Origin of the sequence: Polynucleobacter campilacus (assembly GCF_002206625.1) — a bacterium.
GTDB classification, from domain to species: Bacteria; Pseudomonadota; Gammaproteobacteria; order Burkholderiales; family Burkholderiaceae; genus Polynucleobacter; species Polynucleobacter campilacus.
Map to the genome: position 1 here is coordinate 53,381 of NZ_NGUP01000007.1, position 22,575 is coordinate 75,955.

A 22,575-nucleotide genomic window follows, 5' to 3' on the forward strand; every position below is an offset into this window, starting at 1 on the left:
TATAGAAGGTTTGGTAGCAGTCATTTTTAAAGGTTTTTGTTTCATTAAAAAAGCAAGACTCCCTAAGTACAAAAGATATAAGGAGCAGTATGAGCGCCAATAAAATTCAGTTACTGCAGGATCCATTTCTCAATGCCTTGCGCAAAGAGCATATTCCTGTTTCGATCTATCTCGTGAATGGTATTAAATTGCAAGGCAATATTGAATCCTTTGATCAATATGTCGTGCTTTTGCGTAATACCGTAACGCAGATGGTTTACAAGCATGCAATCTCTACGATTGTTCCAGCGCGTGCGATTGACTTTCGTATAGAAGAAGGCGACCCTGTATAAAACTGGAGTAGATGCGGCACGCGCCGTTCTCGTTGGTGTCGATACGGGACGCGAAGATTTTGCAGATAGCATGGCCGAACTCAGTCTCTTGGCTGATAGCGCTGGCTCTATACCCGCAGCTAGCGTAATTGCCCGTAAAGGAAAAACAGACCCCGCCTTGTTTATTGGTTCTGGCAAGGTAAACGAACTCAAGCGCGTGATGGAAGAACAAAACGCTGAGCTCGCGATCTTTAATCATCCGCTTTCGCCAACCCAGCAGCGCAACTTAGAGCGTCACCTCGATCGTCATGTGATGGATCGGACTGGTTTGATATTAGATATCTTTAGTCAAAGAGCACAAAGTCACATTGGTAAGACGCAAGTGGAGTTAGCACAAGTGCGCTATCGCATGTCTCGCTTAGTCAGGGCCTGGAGCCACTTAGAGCGTCAACGCGGTGGTATTGGTGTACGTGGTGGTCCTGGTGAAACCCAGATGGAGTTAGATCGCCGCATGCTAGCGACGAAGGCTAAGCGTTTAGAAAATGAACTCGAGAAACTCCAGCGCCAGCAAAAAACCCAGAGAAGGGCACGTCATCGTCAGGATGTGTTCTCTGTCTCCTTGGTGGGATATACCAATGCTGGCAAATCCACCTTATTTAATTCCCTAACAAAAGCAGGGGCTTATGCGGCTGATCAACTTTTTGCCACTTTGGATACCACCTCCAGAAAAGTCCATTTGGATGGAGTAGGCTCCATTGTGGTTTCCGATACCGTAGGCTTCATCCGAGATCTACCACACCAGTTGGTTGAGGCTTTTAGAGCCACCCTGGATGAGACCATCCATGCGGATCTGATCTTACATGTGATTGATGCCTGTAGCCCCGTAGCTCGGGAGCAAAAGGCCGAAGTTGAGGCTGTTTTGGAGGAAATTGGAGCAGATCAGATCCCTCGAATAGAGGTCATGAACAAAATTGACCAGATGCCTCAAACCTTTACCCGCGGAGCAGTTTTAGAGCGCGATGGGCAGGGTTTTCCTAGCCAGGTTTTCTTGTCCGCCAAGACAGGCTTGGGTCTAGATTTGCTCCGTACAGCCTTGGCTGAATGCTCCCAAATGACTGATAGAATAAGGTTCGAGCACAACCGTGCCAAGAAGCAATTGGCCCCGGACGAGTTTTTAGAACCTTTACCCGAACGACCAGATACCGCTGAATTTAATCCCACTCTCAACCGAAACTATTTTTCTAATGATGCGTAAATTTCTAGACCTCTTTTCGGTCAATGATCCAGGCTGGGGTAATAGCCACAATAGCGGATCCAAGGATGCCAAAGATGGGCAGGGAGGTGATCAAGCTCCCAAAGTCGATCCGGATACCAATAAGCCAACAGAAACTGCGCCAAAGAATTCTCCTAATAAGCCAAGTGGCCCTCCAGATTTAGATGAGCTCTGGCGTGATTTCAATGACAAAATTGCCGGAATTTTTGGTGGCAATAAAAAGCCAGGCGCCTCATCAAGTCAAGCAGGCAATAAACCGAACAGTACTGATATTCCTCCGCCATCTCAGCGCGGAGGCAGCGGTGGCGGTGGTGGCATGAGTGCACCAAACTTTAATTTCACCAACCCCTTTGGTTCGAAGGCTAGCATCCTCATCAGTGCAGCAGTTGTCTTCTTTATTTGGATTTGTAGTGGTTTTTTCATTATTCAAGAAGGTCAGGCTGGCGTGGTTTTGACCTTTGGTAAATATGCTGATACCGCTAAGCCAGGCATCAACTGGCGCATGCCTTGGCCAATTCAGTCGGATGAAACAGTAAACCTTTCTGGAGTTCGCTCTGTTGAAGTGGGTCGTCCGGTACTGATTAAGGCAACGAATCAAAAAGATTCCTCCATGCTCACTGAGGATGAAAATATTATTGATGTGCGCTTTGCTGTGCAATATCGCTTAAAAGATCCAACGGATTATTTATTCAACAATCGTGATCCAGATGCCGCAGTGATTCAGGCTGCTGAAACTGCTGTTCGTGAAATTGTTGCTCGTAGCAAGATGGATACCGTACTCTATGAAGGGCGCGAAAAGATTGGTATTGATTTAGCAAGCTCTATTCAGAAGATCCTAGATAGCTATAAGACCGGCATTTACGTCACTAGCGTGACGGTGCAAAACGTACAGCCACCTGAGCAAGTACAAGCTGCATTTGATGATGCAGTGAAGGCTGGTCAAGATCAGGAGCGCTTGAAGAGCGAAGGTCAGGCCTACGCCAATGACATCATTCCACGTGCTAAAGGTACTGCGGCCCGCTTGATTCAAGAGGCTGAAGGCTACAAGGCGAGAGTGGTAGCAACGGCAGAAGGTGATGCGACACGCTTTAAGCAAGTATTGGTGGAATACTCCAAGGCGCCACAAGTAACCCGTGATCGGATGTATATCGATAGCATGCGCGAGATGTACAACAATGTGACCAAGATCTTGGTGGATACAACCAAGAGCAATAGTCTTTTATATTTGCCGCTCGATAAGATCGTTGCTCAAGTCAGCGTAGAAAGTGCGCAGGCTGCTAGCTCTCAAGTAAATCAATCTGGCACATCCACTCCAACAGGAAGTGTGACAGTAGGTGGTGCTACTGGAATGAATAATCCAGCCCCCACTAACAGTGGTAGCACAACATATTCAGTACCTGCTGCAAACAATACCAACGATCGCTCTTTAGATAAGCGCGATGGCTTTCGCAGCCGTGATAGGGACCCCAGATAATGAATGCAAATCGCTTAATTGCTGCGGGCATTGCCTTCATTGCGGTGATCTATGTCCTATCGTCCAGTATTTTCATTGTTGATCAACGTAAATTTGCGGTTGTTTTCTCATTCGGCCAGATCGTCCGCGTGATTGAAGAGCCTGGTTTGCGGGTGAAACTGCCAGCCCCATTTGAAAGTGTCCGTTTCTTTGATCGTCGCATTCTGACAATTGATAATCCAGAGGCTGAGCGCTTTATTACTGCAGAGAAGAAGAATCTCTTAGTAGATTCGTTTGTGAAATGGCGCATTGTTGATCCCCGTAAGTTCTTTATTAGCTTTAAGGGCGATGAGCGCTTGGCACAAGACCGCTTAACTCAGCTAGTGCGTTCTGCTCTGAATGAAGAGTTCACGAAACGTACTGTCCGCGAGTTGATCTCTGATCAACGTGAAGAGGTCATGCAAGGGATACGTAAAAAAGTGGCTGATGATGCAGCAGATATCGGCGTAGAGATTGTGGATGTCCGCTTAAAGCGTGTAGACCTCTTGGCAGAGATTAGCGATTCGGTATATCGCCGTATGGAAGCAGAGCGTAAGCGAGTAGCGAATGAATTGCGCTCAACGGGCGCTGCAGAGTCTGACAAGATTCGCGCAAATGCGGAGCGTCAGCGCGATACCATTTTGGCTGAAGCCTACCGCGATGCTCAAAAGATTAAAGGCGCAGGAGATGCTAGGGCAACCGCTTTGTATGCCGAAGCATTTGGTCGCGATGCACAGTTTGCTCAGTTCTATCAGAGCCTAGAAGCCTACCGTAGCTCCTTTAAGGATAAGAAGGACATCATGGTGGTTGAGCCTAATGGCGAATTCTTCAAGTTCCTGCACAAAAAATAAGAAAGTGAATCATCTAAATCATGAATCGTTGGTTGCTTCCTGAAGATATTGCAGACGTTTTGCCCGCCCAGGCTCGCAAGGTAGAGACTTTACGTCGCACTATCTTGGATCTGTATCAAACCTACGGTTATGAACTAGTTGCCCCTCCGATTTTAGAGTTCTTAGATTCTTTATTGACAGGCACTGGCTCGGATCTCAATCTCCAAACCTTTAAGTTGGTTGATCAAATGTCGGGCCGCACCCTGGGCTTACGTGCCGACATGACTCCGCAAGTTGCGCGAATTGATGCACACTTATTAAATCGCGCAGGCGTCACCAGGCTTTGCTACGCCGGCTCTGTGGCGCATGCTCGTACCCCAGTAGGTAGTTCTGCTCGTGAAGATTTGCAGTTAGGTGCAGAGATTTATGGTTGCGCTACCTGGGAGGCAGATTTTGAGGCAATCACTTTGCTGCTTAAAACACTCTCTATTGCAGGGGTAGATAAGGTTTATCTTGATCTATCGCACGCAGGCATCTTGAGTGGCATCTTGGCCGACCAGAAGTTGAACAAAGAGACCATTGAAACCTTATACGGTTTATTACAGACCAAGGATCGCCCAGGTCTTAACAAATGGGCAACCTGTTTGCCGGCAAAAACTTCTGAAGCGCTGATGGCGCTCACAGAACTTAATGGCCCTTGCGCTGAAGTTTTGGCAAAAGCTAAAAAAGTATTGCCGCAGCATGCTGCAATTGATCAAGCCTTAGCAGGTCTTGAGCGCTTAGTTGCCGCAGTGAGTTCATCCAGTGGCCTAGAGATCAGTATTGATTTAGCAGACTTGCGAGGCTATCAGTATCACAGTGGTGTGATGTTTGCAGCCTATGTAGACAAGCTGCCACAGCCGATCGCTAGAGGCGGTCGCTACGATCATGTAGGCCAGGCCTTTGGCCGCGCACGTCCTGCCACCGGATTCTCATTAGATCTGCTGACTCTCTCCAACCTATCACCTCTGAAAGTGCGCAAATTAGCAATCGCAGCGCCTTGGCTTGAAGATGTCAGTTTAAGTAAAGCAATTGCAGCTTTACGAGATTCTGGTGAGGTGGTTATTCAGGTGATGGCTGGTGAAAAAGTAGAGGCTGCCGAATATGAATGTGATCGAGAGCTAGTAAAGCAGGGTAACTCTTGGGAAGTAAAGAAAAAATAAAGTAGAGCAACACAGTAGAGTTCAACCCATTTTGTAATTATCTTTTTGGATTTCAATATGTCTTCAAAGCAGCAAACTAAAGGTCGTAACGTAGTTGTCATTGGCACCCAGTGGGGTGATGAAGGCAAAGGAAAAGTGGTTGATTGGTTAACTGATCATGCCAAAGCAGTGGTTCGCTTTCAGGGTGGCCACAATGCAGGCCATACCCTCATCATTGGTGGTAAAAAAACCATTCTTCGTCTGATCCCATCTGGAATAATGCACAAAGAGGTGATTTGCTATATCGGTAACGGCGTGGTTCTATCCCCGGAAGCCCTCTTTAAAGAAATTGGCGAGCTTGAAGCTGCTGGTTTGGATGTGCAGTCCCGCTTGAAGATTTCTGAAGCGACGACTTTGATCCTGCCTTATCACGTGGCAATTGATCATGCGCGCGAGAAAAAGCGTGGCGAGGCAAAAATTGGTACGACTGGTCGCGGCATTGGATCTGCGTACGAAGATAAAGTTGCACGTCGTGCACTGCGCGTACAAGATTTGTTTTTTCCAGAAAAGTTTGCAGCGCAATTGCGTGAAAACTTGGAATATCACAATTTCATGCTCACTAACTACTATGGCGCAGAGCCAGTCGATTATGAAAAGACGCTAGCAGAAGCAATGTCATATGCGCCGCGCATCAAGCCAATGGTAGTAGACGTCTCTAGTGCGCTCTATGCTGCTGAGCAGGCTGGTCAAAATCTTTTATTCGAAGGGGCACAGGGCACCTTGCTTGATATAGATCACGGCACCTATCCCTATGTCACTTCTAGCAACTGTGTAGCAGGTAATGCTGCTGCCGGTTCTGGTGTTGGCCCAGATTCTTTACAGTACATCCTAGGTATTACTAAAGCGTATTGCACACGCGTTGGTGCTGGCCCGTTCCCAAGCGAGCTCTACGATCATGACAATCCAGCAAAGCAAGACCCCATTGGCATCCGTCTGGCTGAAGTTGGTAAAGAGTTTGGCTCTGTAACCGGTCGCCCACGTCGAACTGGTTGGTTGGATGCTGCCGCATTGAAGCGTTCAATCCAGATCAACGGACTCTCGGGTTTGTGTATTACTAAGTTAGACGTACTCGATGGCTTGGAAACCATTCGCTTATGTGTTGGCTATAAGCTAGATGGTAAGACTCTTGATGTATTGCCACGTGGCGCTGAGTCTGTTTCACGCTGTGAGCCGATTTATGAAGATTTCCCATGCTGGAAGGGCACTACCTTCGGCATTCGGGAGTGGGACAAGCTTCCAATCGAAGCGCAAAAGTTTTTGCGCCGTATTGAAGAAGTTGTTGGTAAGCCTATCGCCATGGTCTCAACCGGACCGGAGCGCGATGAGACCATTCTGCTCCAGCACCCTTTTGAGGGTTAAGGGAAAATCATTTATTCACTCTTTTTTATCCACTTTTGCTTAAGAAAATATCAACATGACTGCGCGCACTACCTGTAATGGCCTTCAAGTAGCAACTCCCTTGTACCGTTTTATCGAAGACAAAGTACTACCAGGTACTGGTATTAAAAGCGCGGATTTTTGGAAAGGTTTTGATGAGATCGTCAAAGATTTAAGCCCAAAAAATGAAGCCTTATTAGCTAAGCGCGATCGCCTGCAGGCTGATTTGGACCAATGGCACAAAGCCAATCCAGGTCCTATCAAAGATATGCCTGCTTATCGTAAGTACCTCAAAGAAATTGGCTATATCGATGAGGTGCCTGACACGGTTTTAGCGACTACTCAGAACGTAGATGATGAGCTAGCTCTACAGGCTGGCCCACAACTTGTAGTGCCTGTACTAAATGCCCGTTATGCCTTAAATGCTGCCAATGCTCGCTGGGGCTCTTTGTACGACGCTCTATACGGTACAGACCTAATTTCAGAAGAGGGTGGCGCTACCAAAGCTGGAGACTACAACCCAATTCGAGGCGCAAAGGTCGTTGCCTATGCTCGCCAGTTTTTAGATGAATCTGCTCCCTTGGCTAAAGCTTTATACAGAGATGTAGTCGCCTATAGCGTCGTAGACAAAAAACTGTCCGTGAAATTAAAAGACGGTAGCACTACTGGCTTAGTTGATGAAAAACAGTTTGTTGGTTACCAGGGTGATGCTGCTACTCCAAGCTCCATTTTGCTACGCAATAACGGTATTCATATTGATATCGAAATTGATAAGGCCAAAACCATTGGTGCTGCTGATCCAGCGGGTGTAAATGATGTAGTACTTGAGGCGGCTCTCTCAACCATTTTGGACCTAGAAGATTCTGTTGCAGTGGTTGATGCTGACGATAAAGTAGTGGCTTATGAAAACTGGTTAGGTATTCTTAAGGGCACTTTAGTTGAAGAAGTGAGCAAGGGAGGCAAAACCTTTACCCGCTCACTCAATCCAGATCGCAAATACACGGCAGGCATTGGTGCAACCAATGCAAAAGACGGTGTTGTGACATTGCATGGTCGATCACTCTTGTTTCTACGCAACGTAGGTCACCTCATGACTAATCCTGCCATCATTACCAGTGAAGGTAAGGAAATCTACGAGGGTATCTTAGACGCAGTAGTCACAGTATTAATTGCTTTGTATGACATTAATCGCCCCGCAACTCAAGCGATTGGTAATACTCGCAAAGGCTCCGTATACATTGTGAAGCCAAAAATGCACAGCCCAGAAGAGGTGGCATTTGCTAGTGAGCTCTTTGGCCGTGTTGAAAAATTGCTTGGCCTGCCAGAGAACACGGTGAAGCTAGGAATCATGGATGAAGAGCGTCGTATGAGCGTCAATATTAAAGCGGCCATTGCTGCTGCTGGTGCACGCGTTGCCTTTATTAACACTGGCTTCTTGGATCGGACTGGCGATGAAATGCATACCGGAATGTACGGTGGTGCCATGGTTCGCAAAGGGCGGATGAAGATCGCTAAATGGTTTGGAGCTTATGAGCGTCGTAACGTATTGGCAGGTTTAGATTGTGGCCTTCGTGGTCGAGCACAGATTGGTAAAGGTATGTGGCCTGCGCCAGATCTCATGAAAGAAATGGTTGAGCAAAAAGGGGCACACCCTCAAGCTGGTGCCAATACAGCTTGGGTGCCATCACCTACCGCTGCGACTTTGCACGCAATGCACTATCACCAGATTAATGTTGAGCAAATCCAAAAGGATATGGAAAAGCAAGATACCAAAGCTGAGTATGAAGCCTTGATGGATGACTTGTTGACTGTACCCATTGCGCTCTATCCTGATTGGACTAAAGAAGAGATTCGCGAAGCGTTAAATAATAATTGCCAGGGTATTTTGGGTTACGTAGTTCGCTGGATTGACCAAGGCGTTGGTTGCTCCAAGGTGCCTGATATCTATAACGTAGGGCTGATGGAAGATCGCGCCACCTTGCGTATTTCTAGTCAGCATATTGCCAATTGGCTGCTGCATAAATATGTGAGCAAGGCTGAAGTGAAGGAAGCTCTGCAACGTATGGCTACTATTGTTGACATGCAAAATGCAGGCGATCCCCTCTATAAGCCAATGATGCCGAACTATAAAGAGTCATATGCCTTTCAGGCTGCAAGCGATCTGATCTTTAAGGGTCTTGAGCAGCCCAATGGCTATACAGAGCCATTGCTACATGCTTGGCGCTTGAAAGTAAAAGCAGAACAAGCGAAGTAATTTCTTGAGCACTTGAAATCAAAATGGATTTGCCCACAAAGCAAATCCATTTTTTATTAGGCACATCAATCCATCAATATGTTTAGCTTTCTCAATCCATTTGCCAAGTCCGGGAAAACTTACCCCTTTCAACTGAATGACGGGGGGAGGGAGGAAGCTGGCTTTAGGGGTGGGGCTGGGGACTGTGTTGTGAGATCCATCGCCATTGCCGCTAAGTTGCCCTATATGCAAGTCTATGAAGACTTAAGAAGTGCTAATGAAAGCTACGCCCAACTTCGGAACGATCGTTTAGCAAGGCGCCTAAATGACAAGGGTTCATCACCGCGAAATGGCAACCATCGGAACGTTTTTCATGATTACATCGTGGGACTTGGTTTTGAGTGGGTGGCAACGATGAAGGTGGGGGCGGGCTGCCAAGTTCATTTGCGGCCTAGCGAGCTTCCAGATGGGGTCTTAATTGTGAAGGTTTCCAAACACTTAACTGCAATAGTTTATGGTGTGATTCAAGATACGCACGACCCTTCTCGACGTGGAAATCGCTGCGTTTATGGCTATTACATCAAGAAATCAGCTTAAAAGAAGCTAATAAAAAAGCCCTGGAGCACAGCTCGAGGGCTTTTACCAAAATTTGACCGAAAACAGCCAAATTCAGCTATAAATCAGCAATAAATTACCAATTTGCGCTGTTTTTATGACTTTTCTGTTCCAAGGCCTTAGCTTCTTCCCATGCTGCTGAAATCAGGGTAAAGAAGTCCCGTATTGCATACAATGGCTTAGAGCTAAAGGTGCTGCTTTGTGTAAAACCAACTGAATTTGAGTGTGACATTTAGAATCTCCTTAAGGGTATACCCTAATGATACTCCAAATGACAAAAGAATGCTGCGTGGCAGCAAATCACTCTTTTTAAGGCTTCTTGATGTGGTTTTTGAGTTTCCAGGTCTCACGGTAGGTGTTGGTCATGCCGATCATGATGGAGGTGGTCCAAGCTAGGGAAAAGAGGCCGCTAAAGGCAATGAAAAAAGCCAAGGTCTTATAGCCATTGGGCAAGATATCCTCAACAAATCCAAGAGTCGTATAGCAACTTCCCGCAAAGAGGATTGAGTCAATCCCAGTATTAATGAGATTGAGGTGGTACACGAAGGTTGCCCAAATCAGCACTTCAGCAATATGAATGAGGGCAATGAAAGCAAATGAGATATAGAAGTGGAGATAGACCCAGCGATACTCCTTATTTACAAGGTTGGTAGCAGTCATTCTTTCGAAGCGCATCAAGACAGTATTGATGAGGATTCCGTGAAATACCAAAATCAGGATCATGCCAACCACCCCTAAGAGAATGTCTTGAAAGAGGGCTAGATAGGTAAGTGGTAGGTTGCTGAAGGCATCTTATGCTGGATTAGATAAATATCAAATTTGTGGGCAGCGTTGATAATGGCATACAGGACCATTCAAGTAAAGTATTCAGAAATAGGCAAGGAGATCACATGATTCAATTTAAAAGACCTGATGGCAGTTCCGTTGCGGGTTATTTAGTCGAGCCAACCGATAATGCAAATGCTCCTGGAGTGGTAGTCATCCAGGAGTGGTGGGGTTTGGATGAAGAAGTGAAGTCGGTAGCAGAGCGTTTGGCTCAAGCTGGGTACCGTGCTTTAGTCCCTGACCTCTATCGTGGTAAGTTGGCGCTCGAAGCACATGAGGCTGAGCATTTAATGAATGGCTTGAACTTTGGTGATGCGGCCACTCAAGATATCCGTGGCGCAGTCCAATACTTAAAAGCGACTGGTAGCAAGAAGGTTGCTGTAACTGGATTTTGTATGGGCGGTGCTTTAACTATTCTGTCGGCATGTAACGTTCCTGAGCTTGATGGCACCATTGTTTGGTACGGCTACCCTCCATTGGAATACGTTGATGCAACGGCAATTCAGAAGCCCATGTTGGCTCATTGGGCATTGCATGATGAGTTCTTTTCGATTGCAGGCGTAGATCAACTTGAAGATAAGCTGAAACAGGCTGGTACTAGCTATGACTTTCATCGTTACGACACCAAGCATGCTTTTGCCAATCCAAAGTCTGCTGTTCGTGGCTTGCCACCTTTGGAGTACAACGCCGAGGCTGCAAAGCTGGCTTGGGATCGCACTCTGGAATTCTTAAAAAAGAATTTAGCTTAAATTACCTCACAAGACTTCACGATGCATTTGTTTTCTGAAAATCTCGCTCTAGAAATTGCTTCTTACTATCGCAACCTCGCCCTAGCGCATGGCGTAGTGCCAAAAGTATTCACCTTGGTGAATAGCGAGGGCGATCAGTTCCTATTCTTTATCGATGATCTCAAAATGGAGAAGGAAGAGGAGGATCAGTTCTTGGCGTATATCGTGAAAGAGCACGATGCCGTTTCTTATGCCCGCGGCACCTTAGTGATTGTTGAAAAGAGTCAGCAATATATTGAGTTTGCAGTGGTAGATCGTGATGACGAAGAGGCCATTGTCTGTTCTGCAGAGCTAACGCGAGATATGGACGATAAGCCAATTGGTCTTACTGAGTTTGATAAAACGATAGTGAAGAAGAGCTCTATTGTTTTTGGTGGACTCTTTGAGCCGGTCAAACTAGCACAAGCAAAAGTAGAAGACTTTGAAAGTCTATGGGAAGAGATGAAGCCCAAGATTTTGCATCGCTCTATGGGCATTTAAACTGTCCATATGACGCCAGCACAACAGCGAGAATTTATTCGTGGCTTTAAGGGGGTGTCTCATTCTGCCGTGACCATCGTGACGTGGAGTGTGGTGACCGGCATTGCCATGGCCAAATCTACATTAACCGTGCAACAAGCCATTGCAATGAGTCTGCTGGTATATGCCGGTTCAGCTCAACTTGCCGCGCTTCCTTTGATTGCTGTGGGCGCACCAATTTGGGTGATCTTGGTGACCTCTTTTATGGTGAACTTGCGCTTTGTGATTTTCAGTCTCGGCTTGCAGGCGCATTTTTCTTATCTATCTACTTGGCGAAGAATTCTGCTGGGCTACTTCACTACCGATTTCTCTTATCTGGCGCATCTCAAACGCTTTCCAAAACCAGAGACCAAAGAAGAGCTCGCTGCTGATCCAGAGCATTTGCGCTTGTATTCAATGATCGGCTTTCAATCTGCTAACTGGATTGCCTGGCAGATCGCCTCCATTACGGGAATCTTGTTGGCTAGTCAAATTCCGAATGATTGGGGATTGGAGTTTGCAGGTGCCGTTGCTTTAGTCGTCATTATTGGGTCGATGCTAGATCGCGCCTCGGCTAAGTGGGCTGCAGTAACAGCCGGGGCTGTTGCTGTGATGACGTATGGCATTCCATATCGACTCAATATTATTTTGGCAATTGGCGCTGCATTATTCGTGGGGATCATATTAGATAAATCTCCAAAAGAAAGATCATTCTTATGAGTGATGACGCTAGTATGAGAATTATCTATCTCATCATTGGACTAGTTGTGGTGACCTTCGTCTCGCGAAGCTTCTTTATTCTGCTTGGTAATCGCATCAAGGTTTCAGAATGGGGCTTGGAGACAATTCGTTATGCACCCTTAGCCGCCTTGATTGCCATTTTGGCGCCAGAAATCTTTTTACCCCTAGGTGCTTCCAGTGTGATGGAATTTAACCTACGACTGCCGAATATCTGGGGCGGAATGGCGGCGATGATTGCTTTCTATTTCAGCAGGAAAATGATTCCAACACTGGTGATTGGCATGGCAGTCTATACGGCAGCTCGGTTTTGGTTTGCCTGATAAAGATGGGAGCAAGCGAGGCTGCTTGCAATCCGCTGATTTGACCCCATATAAGGAGTGGTGAGAGTATTTGGTGCCCAGGAAGGGACTCGAACCCCCACAACCTTACGATCGCCAGCACCTGAAGCTGGTGCGTCTACCAATTTCGCCACCTGGGCATGCCTCTATTATAAGGGGATGGCTGTTCAGAGGCTTTTCTGGGCTAAATTGGCTTTTCCCCTGCAGACTCAATGGTTTGATACAGTAGGCTTATTCATAACAAAAATAGATATCAATAGATAAATAGCAAGGGCATGTATTGCCGAAGGAATTAAATGCGTAAAGCAAAAGACTTGGTGCCACGTGAGGCTGATCGTTTAGGAACAGTCCAAGGCCACCGAGATGGATTTGGATTTGTCATTCCCGATGATGGTGGTGAAGATATTTTTCTCTCTGAACGAGAGATGTCTCGCGTCATGCATGGCGATAGAGTCAATGTCAAAGTGTTAGGAACAGACCGACGTGGTCGCCCTGAGGGGCAGATCGTCGAGGTAGTGCTGCATGCAAACAAAGTGGTGATTGGACGCCTCCTCAATGAAAATGGCGTACTCATTGTTGCGCCAGAAGATAACCGTATTGGTCATGACATCTTGATTCCTCCCAAAGGGCAGGGTCAAGCAAAACTGGGTCAAGTCGTTAGCGTTGAGATTATTGACTATCCCGATAGTTATCGCCAAGCCCTTGGTCGTGTAGTTGAAGTCTTGGGCGAGATCGACGATCCCGGTATGGAGATCGAAATTGCTGTTCGTAAGTACGGTGTGCCACACGAGTTTTCAGCTGCCGCCATGAAAGAGGCTGCTGCACTGCCAGACTCTGTGCAACAAGAAGACTTAGAGGGTCGCGTTGATTTAAGAGATATTCCTTTAGTCACGATTGATGGCGCTGATGCGAGAGACTTTGATGATGCTGTCTATTGCGAGCCGATCATGCACGGCAAGACCAAAGCCTGGCGTTTGATTGTTGGTATTGCCGACGTTTCCCATTACGTCAAGCCTGGTCACCCATTGGATGATGAAGGTTTATTGCGTGCTACTTCGGTCTATTTTCCAAGACGTGTCATTCCGATGCTTCCCGAGAAGATCTCTAACGGTTTGTGCTCACTCAATCCCAATGTTGATCGTCTGTGTATGGTCTGTGATTCGGTAGTGGATAACAGCGGCATTGTCTTGGCCTATCAGTTCTATCCTGCGGTCATGCATTCTGCCCAGCGTTTCACCTATGACACGGTTTGGGAGATTCTCTCAAACAGTAAGGGGCCTGAGGCTGCACGTTTTGCACAGTTCAGCCCATTACTTGGCAATCTATATTCCTTATATAAGATTCTGCTGGCAGCCCGTGAAAAGCGGGGCGCCATTGAATTTGACACTACTGAGACTCAGATTATTAGCAATGAGCTCGGTAAGATTTTGCGGATTGAGCCACGCCTTCGAAATGATGCACACCGCTTGATTGAAGAGTGCATGTTGACGGCCAACGTTTGCGCTGCTGATTTCATTGATAAAAATAAACATTTAAGTTTGTATCGCGTCCATGGTGAGCCTTCTGAAGAGAAGTTATTGACCTTGCGTCAAGTATTAAGAACCTCCAGTCTTTCTCTAGGTGGTGGTGAAAAACCAAAGCCACGTGATTTCGCAAAACTGATGCGTGAGATCAAAGATCGTCCTGATGCTAATATGTTGCAGTCAGTGGTATTACGCTCGATGCAGCAAGCGATGTATCAGCCGGATAACGAAGGTCACTTTGGTTTAGCTTATCCAGCGTATTCCCATTTCACCAGCCCCATTCGCCGCTACCCAGACTTGCTTACGCACCGAGTGATCAAGGCTATTTTGCAGAAGAAGGCATACGTTCCAGCATTGTCTCCAACGGTCCCATTAAATTTAACCCTCCCTCGCAAAGGCAAGGGCCGTCTCAATGCAGTCAATGCCAAGAAGTCTCATAGCGATGCGAAAACGGATGCTGCTAAAGGAGCTAAAACACCTAAAGGGGCTAATGCAGCCCTACCTATTTGGGGTCAATTGGGTGTGCACTGCTCATCGAATGAGCGTCGTGCTGATGAAGCCTCGCGTGATGTTGAGGCGTGGCTCAAGTGCTATTACATGCGAGACCACTTAGGCCAAGAATATGCTGGCAACGTCACCAGTGTTGCTAACTTTGGATTATTTATTCAGCTTGAGAACCTCTTTGTAGAAGGGATGGTTCACGTCACTGAACTTGGGGGCGATTATTTCCAGTATGACGAGGCGCGTCAAGAGTTACGCGGAGAGAGAACTGGCATCCGCTATCGTTTGGGTGATCGCTTACATGTTTTAGTAAGCCGTGTAGATCTAGATGCTCGTAAGATTGAATTTAGTCTAGTGAAGTCGATAGGTGCAGAAGTGGGTGGCTCGTCTAGCCGTCGTCAATTAATACTAGCTAGTGATACTGGTAGACCCAATAAGAAGGCTGCCTCTAAAAAGAGTAGGCCAGAAAGTAAAATTCCTCAAAAGCCTAGCGGTATCAATGTGAACGCTGCCAAGTCTGCGGGGAATTTGAGCGCCAACCAATCCAAGAGCAAAGCTAGCCGCAAGAATGGAAAAGCAAAACCAGGCAGGTCTGTTGGTAAGCCTGCTGGCAGCAAGCCGCCAGTCCGCAGCACTAACGCCCGCCGTAAATAAAGAGTAAATAAAATACATGAAACAAATATTAGTTGGCTTTCATGCGGTTCAAGCGCGCTTACGCGTTGACCCAGATAGCCTGAAGTCAGTGTACTTTGACCCTAGTCGTCGCGATAGGCGAATGGGTGATTTTTTAAAACAAGCTGAAGAGATTTTGGGCGAGCGCTTGCATGCTGCTGATGCTGAGCGTTTACATAAACTCACAGGACATGATCGCCATCAAGGGGTGGTTGCCTTGGCTGAAAAAATGACGATTGCGCGCACCATCACTGAAGTGGTTGAGGACGCCGAGAGTGCACAGAAGAAATCCTTATTTCTCGTTTTAGATGGCGTTACTGATCCTCATAACTTTGGCGCCTGCTTGCGTGTAGCAGATGGTGCAGGGGTTGATGCTGTCGTGATTCCAAAAGATCGTTCTGCTTCAATTAACGCGACGGTGAGTAAAGTGTCGAGTGGCGCATCTGAAGTGATGCCAGTGATTACTGTGACTAACCTCGTACGTAGCATGAAAGAGATGCAAGAGGCAGGTGTCTGGCTCATTGGCACAGACGATGAGGCTGAGAAATCGATCTATGACCTTGATCTCACTGGCCCCATTGCCATCGTGATGGGAGCAGAGGGTGAGGGCATGCGACGCCTCACAAAAGAAACCTGTGATGAGCTCGTACGCATCCCAATGCAGGGTGTGGTCGAAAGTTTGAATGTTTCTGTTGCAAGTGGCGTATGCTTGTATGAGGCATTAAGACAGCGCCTAGCGAAAGCAAATAAAAAAGCTGCCAAGTAAGTTTACTGAAAGGCTTTTATGAATTGCAATATTGGAAACACTGATCGTATTCTGCGTATTACCGTCGGAGCTACCCTCATCGCTTTAGCTGCTTTTAGCATTACTGGACCTTGGGCATGGATTGGGGTCATTCCGCTAGCAACAGGAGTGTTCAGAGTTTGTCCGGCCTATAACTTGCTAGGCATTAATACTGCTAAGTAGTAAGATAAGAAGACAGTTAGAAGCTTTACTTAGCGAGCAAGACTTCTAGTTTTTCTGTATCAATACAAAAATTACGAATGCCCTCAGCCAGCTTCTCAGTGGCCATCGCATCATTATTTAATTGCAGGCGAAAACTAGACTCATCGAGCTTTAATGGAGTGATAGTTTCGCTATGAGCATTTGCAGCATCCAGCTTTTTGCTCACTACAGCACTGCTAGTTTGCAATTCTGCCAAAAGCTCTGGACTAATCGTTAATAAATCACAGCCTGCTAACTCCAGAATCTGGCTGGTATTGCGAAAGCTCGCACCCATGATCTCTGTAGAAATGCCAAAGTGCTTGTAATAGGTAAAAATTGTCTTCACAGAGCTCACTCCAGGATCATTTGCGCCATCATGGGCAGCATCATTCCAATTGGCGCCCAACTTTGCTTTATTCCAATCGGTGATGCGACCCACAAATGGAGAAATCAACTTTGCATTTGCTGCGCCACAAGCTGCTGCTTGCACTAAGGAGAAGAGCAGAGTCATATTGCAATGGATGCCGGCAGCCTCTAATTCTTTTGCAGCAGCAATACCTTCCCAAGTCCCAGCAAGCTTGATCAAGATACGCTTGCGATCAATGCCATGTGACTCATATAAGGAAATAATGTGTTTAGCCTTAGCAACAGTTGCTTTGGTATCAAAAGAAAGCCTAGCATCGACTTCAGTAGATACTCTGCCAGGAACAATTTTTAGAATCTCCAAACCAAATGCCACCAAAATGTAATCCACTAAATCTGTAGCGCTCATGCCAGGGTGGGCATCTTTCACTGACTGCACTAGAGCCTGGTAATTGCTTTGTTGGGCAGCTTTGAGAATGAGCGATGGATTGGTTGTTGCATCCTGCGGCTGAAATGCTTGCATGCGCTCAAAATCGCCTGTATCGGCAACGACCGTGGTGAGCTTTTTAAGCTGCTCCAGTTGGTTTGGGGCTAAAGAGGGGCTATTCATGGCTTATCTTGTTTGCTGTAGTGAGTTTCTTATGAATATCATATGATAGATGTATTAATTACTCCATTCCAGTTAAGGCATAAGGGCGTTTCGCAGGCATATGAACCAAGATCAACTCAAACAAATGGTGGGTGAGGCAGCGAGAGATGAAGTCTTAAAGCTGCCTGCCGGGCAAGTTTTAGGGGTTGGTACGGGTTCAACCGCTAATTGCTTTATTGACGCTTTAGCGCCTCATAAAGATCATTTCGCAGGCACGGTATCGAGTTCGAATGCAACAACAGAGCGTTTGCTCAAGCATGGCTTTCAGGTTCTAGATCCTAATGATGTCGCTGATCTGCCTGCCTATGTGGATGGCGCAGATGAAATCGATCCAGCAGGCCACATGATTAAAGGTGGCGGTGGGGCGCTAACGCGCGAAAAAATTATTGCCTCTATGGCAAGACAATTCATCTGTATTTGTGATTCATCTAAACAAGTTCCTGTTCTGGGAAACTTTGCGCTGCCGGTAGAAATCATCCCCTTGGCAAAAGGCGTAGTGAGTAGAGAATTAGAAAAATTTGGTGGCAAGGTCACGCTGCGCCTGGCTAAAAATATCCGTGCAGATTTAAATCAAACTCCAAGCGAGCCTTTTGTCACCGATAACGGCGGCTGGATTTTGGATGTGGCAGGCTTAAAGATTAGTGACCCTATCAAAACAGAAGTGCAAATTAATCAACTTGCGGGCGTGATCACGGTTGGACTCTTTGCCAAAGAAAAAGCAAGCATCTTATTAGTGAGCAATGCTTCTGGCGTAGAAAGATTGGTACTGTAGAAATAAAAAAACCCGACGGGGCTTCCCCATCGGGTCGTTTGCCATGGATTGCATGGCGCAGGCGCTCGGAAGAGATTTAGTTCCTTAGCCTATAAGCATATAGATATGCTTATTCTTTAGTGGCTTTCGCCAATGTAGCGCGGCACCACATCTGCCTTGCTACGATTACATCCTATGCCTAGCTATAGAGAGAGTCAACAGTTGGGAACAAGTTTTAGGTATTTATTAATGCTGTACTGCAATACTTCTAAAGCAGTAGTTTATTCCGCCGGTGGAGTATAGCCTTCTGCCATATCCGCGCCACCTTCAAAGAAGTACTTCTCAACCTGCTTGAGAAGGTACTGGCGAGCACGAGGATCAGCCATATTGAGGCGATTTTCATTAATCAACATAGTTTGATGCTTTAACCATGCAGCCCAAGCCTCTTTAGATACTTGATTCCAAATCTTTTTGCCAAGATCGCCTGGAAGCGGAGCAAAATCCATTCCTTCAGATTCTTTATTGAGCTTGATACATTGAACCATGCGTGCCATCTGTAATACCTTTCTGATTGATCTCTTTTTTCTTATAGATCTTTAGTTAAAACCATGGACTTGCGGTCCCAGTTGTAAATTTGTTTTCTTTCTTCAGGCAAGTCTTCTACTGTTGCCCGCTTAAAGCCGCGCTTTAAGAACCAATGCTCGGTTCTCGTAGTGAGGACAAATAATTTTTTAATGCCTTCTTGTTTGGCACGCATTTCAACACGCTTGAGAAGCCGCTCGCCATCGCCTGAGCCTTGAACATCAGGATCAACTGCAAGGCACGCTAGCTCTCCAATACCATTTGGAAACGGAAAGAGGGCGGCGCAGCCAAAGAGAACACGGTCATGCTCAATTACTGAGAAGCGCTGAATATCGCGCTCAATCACATCTTGGCCACGAGCTGCCAAGATGCCTTCATCCTCAAGCGGCATCGTCAATTGCAAAATACCACCCACGTCATCTTGATTGGCTTCGCGCAAGTTCTCAATATCAGAAGAAGCCAGCATCATGCCGATACCATCGTGAGTGAAGAGTTCCTCAAGTAATGCACCATCTTGATTGCATGGCAAGAAGTGAACACGACTCACGCCTGCTTTGATGGCTCTACCAGAGATATTGAGCAAACTCTTCATGCCGATATCCAAATCCTTCTTCTGAGCCATATAGTCTTGGAGTTGAGGTAAAGACAGCTCGGTAATCAAATCACCTTCTGCATCGTGCAAGCCTTTGTAAGGGCTTAAGAAGATCAACTTATCTGCCTTAAGAGCAGCAGCAGTAGACGCTGCTACATCTTCATAGGCTAGATTGAATGCTTGTCCGGTAGGCGAAAAACCCAAAGGTGAGAGCAAGACAATCTTGTTGCTATCCAGAGACTGCGTAATAGAGGTGGAGTCCACTTTACGGACTAAACCTGTATGGATGTAATCAGTACCCTCAACAACACCTACTGGCATTGCAGTAATGAAGTTTCCGGAGATCACTGAAATACGGGATCCTGCCATTGGAGTATTTGGTAAACCACGACTAAAGGCCGCTTCGATATCCAGGCGCAATTCACCAGCGGCTTCTTTGACGCACTCAAGGGCAGCAGCATCGGTAATCCGGTAGCTGTGCAAAGCAGTCTTACCAAACTTACTCTTGATCTTGCGTAAGGTCAGCTGCTCTTCAATCTGCGGACGAATACCATGGACTAAAACAATACGCATGCCCATGGCATGCAACATCGCAATATCTTCAATCAGATTCTCAAGGCCAATTTCTTGGACAAGCTCACCGGCAAAGGCAATGACAAAGGTCTTTTCACGGAAGCTGTGAATGTAGGGCGCAACATCGCGCAACCACCCTACAAAGGGGAAGTTGGAGGTAGATTCTTCGGCGCTTGAGGCCTGGTTCGGTGCATTTGTTGGCATAGTGAGAAAATTATAGGGTGCAAGAGCCCATAAACCAACAAAAACCCAAAGCAATGCCAAAGCCTGTGTCTGCTTCCAACACCTCATGCAGGCTGGAAATCCGTTTTCCGGAAGAATTACCTGTCTCTGGCCAAAGGCAAATCATCAAGGACGCCTTGCAGAACCACCAGGTGGTGATTGTTTGTGGAGAGACGGGCTCCGGTAAAACTACCCAGTTACCCAAGATCTGTTTAGACCTTGGTAGGGGCACCATGAACGGCGGTAAGCTGATTGGTCATACCCAACCTCGCCGGATAGCAGCTACTGCCACAGCCAAGCGCATTGCCCAAGAGCTAGGCTCCCCCATTGGTATGGATGTTGGCTATCAAGTGCGCTTTGCAGATAAGACAAGCAGTACTGCCTCGATCAAGCTGATGACCGATGGCATTTTGTTGGCAGAGACCCAACGTGATCCTCAGCTGGAGGCCTACGACACGCTCATCATCGATGAGGCGCACGAGCGCAGTCTCAATATTGATTTTCTCCTGGGCTATCTAAGGCAGCTTTTACCAAAGAGGCCTGATCTCAAGCTGATCATTACCTCAGCCACGATTGATGCTCAGCGTTTTTCAGATCACTTTGCAATCAATGGCAAAGCGGCCCCTGTGATTGAAGTGAGTGGTCGTCTCTTTCCGGTAGAGCAGCGGTATTGCCCACTACAGCCCGATCCTAAGCCAGATGGCAAAAAAGAATCTAAAGCTGCCAAGGAACTCCCAGAAACGGTTGCAGAAGAAATCGCCAATGTTTGGCGTGAAGGCGCATTAGGCGCTGGGGATGTCCTGGTATTTTTACCAGGCGAGCGAGAGATTCGGGATTGCGCAGAGGCGCTGCGCAAGGATCATGTACTACAACAACGCTTTCATCCAGAAATTCTCAGCCTGTTTGCCCGTCAATCGGTAGCCGAGCAAGAAAGAGTCTTTAGTCCGGGTAATGGTCGTCGCATCATCCTCACCACCAACGTTGCTGAGACATCCTTAACCGTACCGAATATCCGCTATGTGATTGACAGTGGCTTAGCCAGAGTCAAGCGTTATTCCTATCGCAATAAGGTAGAGCAATTACAGATCGAACCCATTTCACAAGCGGCTGCCAATCAAAGAGCAGGGCGCTGCGGCCGGGTATCAGACGGCATTTGTATTCGTTTATATAGCGAGCTTGATTATCAAAGCCGCCCCAAATTTACTGACCCAGAAATTCTGCGTAGCTCATTAGCAGCAGTGCTACTGCGGATGAGTTCACTACGCTTACCGAAGATCCAGCATTTTCCCTTCATTGATAAACCATTGGGCAGAGCTATTACCGATGGCGTGCAGCTGCTAGATGAATTGGGTGCAATTGAGTTTGATGGGTCTAATGCTGCCGATGCCACCGATAGCAAAGACATTAACAATAGCTTTAAGCTGACGTCAATTGGTAAGCAGTTGGCCGACTTACCGTTAGATCCCCGAATTGGCAGAATGTTATTAGCTGCTAAAGAGCAGAACGCTCTTAAGGAAGTGACCATCATTGCTTCGGCCTTAGCAACCCAAGACCCGCGTGAGCGACCGATGGATCAGGGTGCTGCTGCAGATCAAGCGCACCTGCTGTTTGCAGATGAACGCTCTGAGTTTCTCAGTTTTGTAAAGCTGTGGGATTGGTATCAAGATGCTTTGCGGCATAAACAGAGTAATCGCCAGCTAGAAAATTTATGTAGAAGTAAATTCTTATCGCCACGTCGATTGCGTGAGTGGCGAGATGTGCATGGGCAACTTCACACCATGCTTGCGGAAAAAGGCTGGAAAGAAAATGGTCTTGCAGCTACTTATGAACAAGTTCACTTATCTTTACTCACAGGTCTACTTGGCTATGTTGCCAAAAAAGAAGAAGATGAAAAGTCTCAAGATCGGAATAGCAAAACTGGTGGCTATGTAGGTGCCCGAGGTATTCGGCCTTTTATTTGGCCAGGCTCAACGATTGGTAAAAAGGCAGGAGCCTGGATATTGGCTGGCGAGCTACAAGAAACCAGTCGTATGTATGCTCGCACGATTGCCAAGATTGAGCCGCAGTGGGTTGAGAAGGTTGCAGCCCACCGCCTCATCAAATCCTTAAGTGACCCCTTTTGGGATAGCCGTCAGGGTGAGGTCATGGCATTTGAGCGCGGCACTTTATATGGACTGCCTATCTACCATGGCAGACGTGTTCGCTATGAACCCTACAACCCAGAAGAAGCCAGAAATTTATTCATTAGCCAAGCCTTAGTCCAAGAAGAAATGTTTGGGCGCATGGATACACCAGCCCTCTATCGTGAAACTGAAGCTGATGCCAAGAAAAAATACCCTGGACTCTTTGGCTTCTTCTGGCATAACTGTCGCCTCATTAAAGAGATTGAAGCACTAGAGCATCGCTCACGTCGTCCTGACGTCTTAGTAGATGATGAGCTACTTTTTGCCTTCTATGAGTCACGCATTCCGAAAGCGGTCTGTAATCGCGAAGGGCTCAAAGCTTGGTTTAAGAAAGAACCCAATCTAGATAGCCAGTTACGACTGGAAAAAGTAGACTTGATGCGCCATGGAGCCGCTGGCATTACGGTCGACCGTTAT

Annotated in this window: 22 protein-coding genes and 1 tRNA gene; 17 read left to right on the plus strand and 6 right to left on the minus strand. The window is 46.8% G+C overall.

Annotated elements, in window-relative coordinates; genetic code table 11:
* Positions 1-89: 89 nt before the first annotated feature.
* The 8 genes from hfq (at position 90) to CBI31_RS10165 (ending at position 9,354) form a co-directional block, all read left to right on the plus strand.
* Complete coding sequence (gene hfq / locus CBI31_RS10130) at positions 90-332, plus strand: RNA chaperone Hfq (RefSeq protein ID WP_088526283.1); 243 nt, start codon at positions 90-92, stop codon at positions 330-332.
* Complete coding sequence (hflX, locus tag CBI31_RS10135) at positions 325-1,566, plus strand: GTPase HflX (protein ID WP_169709872.1); 1,242 nt, start codon at positions 325-327, stop codon at positions 1,564-1,566. The genes hfq and hflX overlap by 8 nt, the downstream gene beginning before the upstream one ends.
* A complete protein-coding gene (gene hflK / locus CBI31_RS10140) occupies positions 1,556-3,058 on the plus strand; it encodes an FtsH protease activity modulator HflK (protein ID WP_088526285.1) in 1,503 nt (500 codons plus the stop codon). The genes hflX and hflK overlap by 11 nt, the downstream gene beginning before the upstream one ends.
* On the plus strand, positions 3,058-3,927 hold the full coding sequence (gene hflC / locus CBI31_RS10145; protein WP_088526286.1) for a protease modulator HflC: 870 nt from the start codon (positions 3,058-3,060) through the stop codon (positions 3,925-3,927). The genes hflK and hflC overlap by 1 nt, the downstream gene beginning before the upstream one ends.
* 20 nt (positions 3,928-3,947) lie before the next feature.
* The gene (locus tag CBI31_RS10150) at positions 3,948-5,108 is read left to right on the plus strand and encodes an ATP phosphoribosyltransferase regulatory subunit (RefSeq protein ID WP_088526287.1); all 1,161 of its coding nucleotides are present in this window, start codon (positions 3,948-3,950) and stop codon (positions 5,106-5,108) included.
* Between the two features lie 57 nt (positions 5,109-5,165).
* A complete protein-coding gene (locus tag CBI31_RS10155) occupies positions 5,166-6,506 on the plus strand; it encodes an adenylosuccinate synthase (protein ID WP_088526288.1) in 1,341 nt (446 codons plus the stop codon).
* A 55-nt stretch (positions 6,507-6,561) separates the two neighbouring features.
* Positions 6,562-8,778, plus strand: a complete 2,217-nt coding sequence (locus CBI31_RS10160; RefSeq protein WP_088526289.1) for a malate synthase G — start codon at positions 6,562-6,564, stop codon at positions 8,776-8,778.
* A 189-nt stretch (positions 8,779-8,967) separates the two neighbouring features.
* On the plus strand, positions 8,968-9,354 hold the full coding sequence (locus CBI31_RS10165; protein WP_240553943.1) for a hypothetical protein: 387 nt from the start codon (positions 8,968-8,970) through the stop codon (positions 9,352-9,354).
* 94 nt (positions 9,355-9,448) lie between these two features.
* On the opposite strand, the gene CBI31_RS10385 is transcribed toward CBI31_RS10165, so the two are convergent.
* Positions 9,449-9,604 (minus strand): hypothetical protein, encoded by a 156-nt coding sequence (locus CBI31_RS10385; protein WP_161491205.1) that lies wholly within the window; start codon positions 9,602-9,604, stop codon positions 9,449-9,451.
* 77 nt (positions 9,605-9,681) lie between these two features.
* Positions 9,682-10,095: an ion channel gene (locus CBI31_RS10170; protein ID WP_161491206.1), complete on the minus strand. Its 414-nt coding sequence runs from the start codon at positions 10,093-10,095 to the stop codon at positions 9,682-9,684.
* A 167-nt stretch (positions 10,096-10,262) separates the two neighbouring features.
* Between CBI31_RS10170 and CBI31_RS10175 the strand changes: the two genes are divergently transcribed.
* From CBI31_RS10175 to CBI31_RS10190, 4 genes are read left to right on the plus strand one after another with little or no spacing between them, the layout of a single operon-like run.
* Complete coding sequence (locus tag CBI31_RS10175; protein ID WP_088526291.1) at positions 10,263-10,946, plus strand: dienelactone hydrolase family protein; 684 nt, start codon at positions 10,263-10,265, stop codon at positions 10,944-10,946.
* A gap of 21 nt (positions 10,947-10,967) precedes the next feature.
* On the plus strand, positions 10,968-11,465 hold the full coding sequence (locus CBI31_RS10180; RefSeq protein WP_088526292.1) for a hypothetical protein: 498 nt from the start codon (positions 10,968-10,970) through the stop codon (positions 11,463-11,465).
* Between the two features lie 9 nt (positions 11,466-11,474).
* Positions 11,475-12,203, plus strand: a complete 729-nt coding sequence (locus CBI31_RS10185) for an AzlC family ABC transporter permease (protein WP_088526293.1) — start codon at positions 11,475-11,477, stop codon at positions 12,201-12,203.
* A complete protein-coding gene (locus tag CBI31_RS10190) occupies positions 12,200-12,544 on the plus strand; it encodes an AzlD domain-containing protein (RefSeq protein ID WP_088526294.1) in 345 nt (114 codons plus the stop codon). The genes CBI31_RS10185 and CBI31_RS10190 overlap by 4 nt, the downstream gene beginning before the upstream one ends.
* 71 nt (positions 12,545-12,615) lie before the next feature.
* On the opposite strand, the gene CBI31_RS10195 is transcribed toward CBI31_RS10190, so the two are convergent.
* Positions 12,616-12,702 (minus strand) — tRNA-Leu (locus tag CBI31_RS10195).
* Between the two features lie 156 nt (positions 12,703-12,858).
* On the opposite strand from CBI31_RS10195, the gene rnr reads away from it, so the two are divergent.
* From rnr to CBI31_RS10210, 3 genes are read left to right on the plus strand one after another with little or no spacing between them, the layout of a single operon-like run.
* Complete coding sequence (gene rnr / locus CBI31_RS10200; protein WP_088526295.1) at positions 12,859-15,240, plus strand: ribonuclease R; 2,382 nt, start codon at positions 12,859-12,861, stop codon at positions 15,238-15,240.
* A gap of 16 nt (positions 15,241-15,256) precedes the next feature.
* Entirely contained in the window at positions 15,257-16,024 is a 768-nt protein-coding gene (rlmB, locus tag CBI31_RS10205; RefSeq protein WP_088526296.1) for a 23S rRNA (guanosine(2251)-2'-O)-methyltransferase RlmB, read from the plus strand.
* A gap of 18 nt (positions 16,025-16,042) precedes the next feature.
* On the plus strand, positions 16,043-16,225 hold the full coding sequence (locus tag CBI31_RS10210) for a YgaP family membrane protein (protein ID WP_088526297.1): 183 nt from the start codon (positions 16,043-16,045) through the stop codon (positions 16,223-16,225).
* Positions 16,226-16,250: 25 nt separating this feature from the next.
* On the opposite strand, the gene tal is transcribed toward CBI31_RS10210, so the two are convergent.
* Positions 16,251-17,216, minus strand: a complete 966-nt coding sequence (tal, locus tag CBI31_RS10215) for a transaldolase (RefSeq protein WP_088526298.1) — start codon at positions 17,214-17,216, stop codon at positions 16,251-16,253.
* Positions 17,217-17,316: 100 nt separating this feature from the next.
* Between tal and rpiA the strand changes: the two genes are divergently transcribed.
* Complete coding sequence (gene rpiA, locus CBI31_RS10220) at positions 17,317-18,027, plus strand: ribose-5-phosphate isomerase RpiA (RefSeq protein WP_088526299.1); 711 nt, start codon at positions 17,317-17,319, stop codon at positions 18,025-18,027.
* Between the two features lie 260 nt (positions 18,028-18,287).
* On the opposite strand, the gene CBI31_RS10225 is transcribed toward rpiA, so the two are convergent.
* Together CBI31_RS10225 and argA are read right to left on the minus strand one after the other, a co-directional pair.
* A complete protein-coding gene (locus CBI31_RS10225) occupies positions 18,288-18,560 on the minus strand; it encodes an oxidative damage protection protein (protein WP_088526300.1) in 273 nt (90 codons plus the stop codon).
* Positions 18,561-18,592: 32 nt separating this feature from the next.
* Positions 18,593-19,957: an amino-acid N-acetyltransferase gene (gene argA / locus CBI31_RS10230; RefSeq protein WP_088526306.1), complete on the minus strand. Its 1,365-nt coding sequence runs from the start codon at positions 19,955-19,957 to the stop codon at positions 18,593-18,595.
* A gap of 53 nt (positions 19,958-20,010) precedes the next feature.
* Between argA and hrpA the strand changes: the two genes are divergently transcribed.
* A partial coding sequence (hrpA, locus tag CBI31_RS10235) for an ATP-dependent RNA helicase HrpA (protein ID WP_420812084.1) occupies positions 20,011-22,575 on the plus strand: 2,565 nt, incomplete at its 3' end.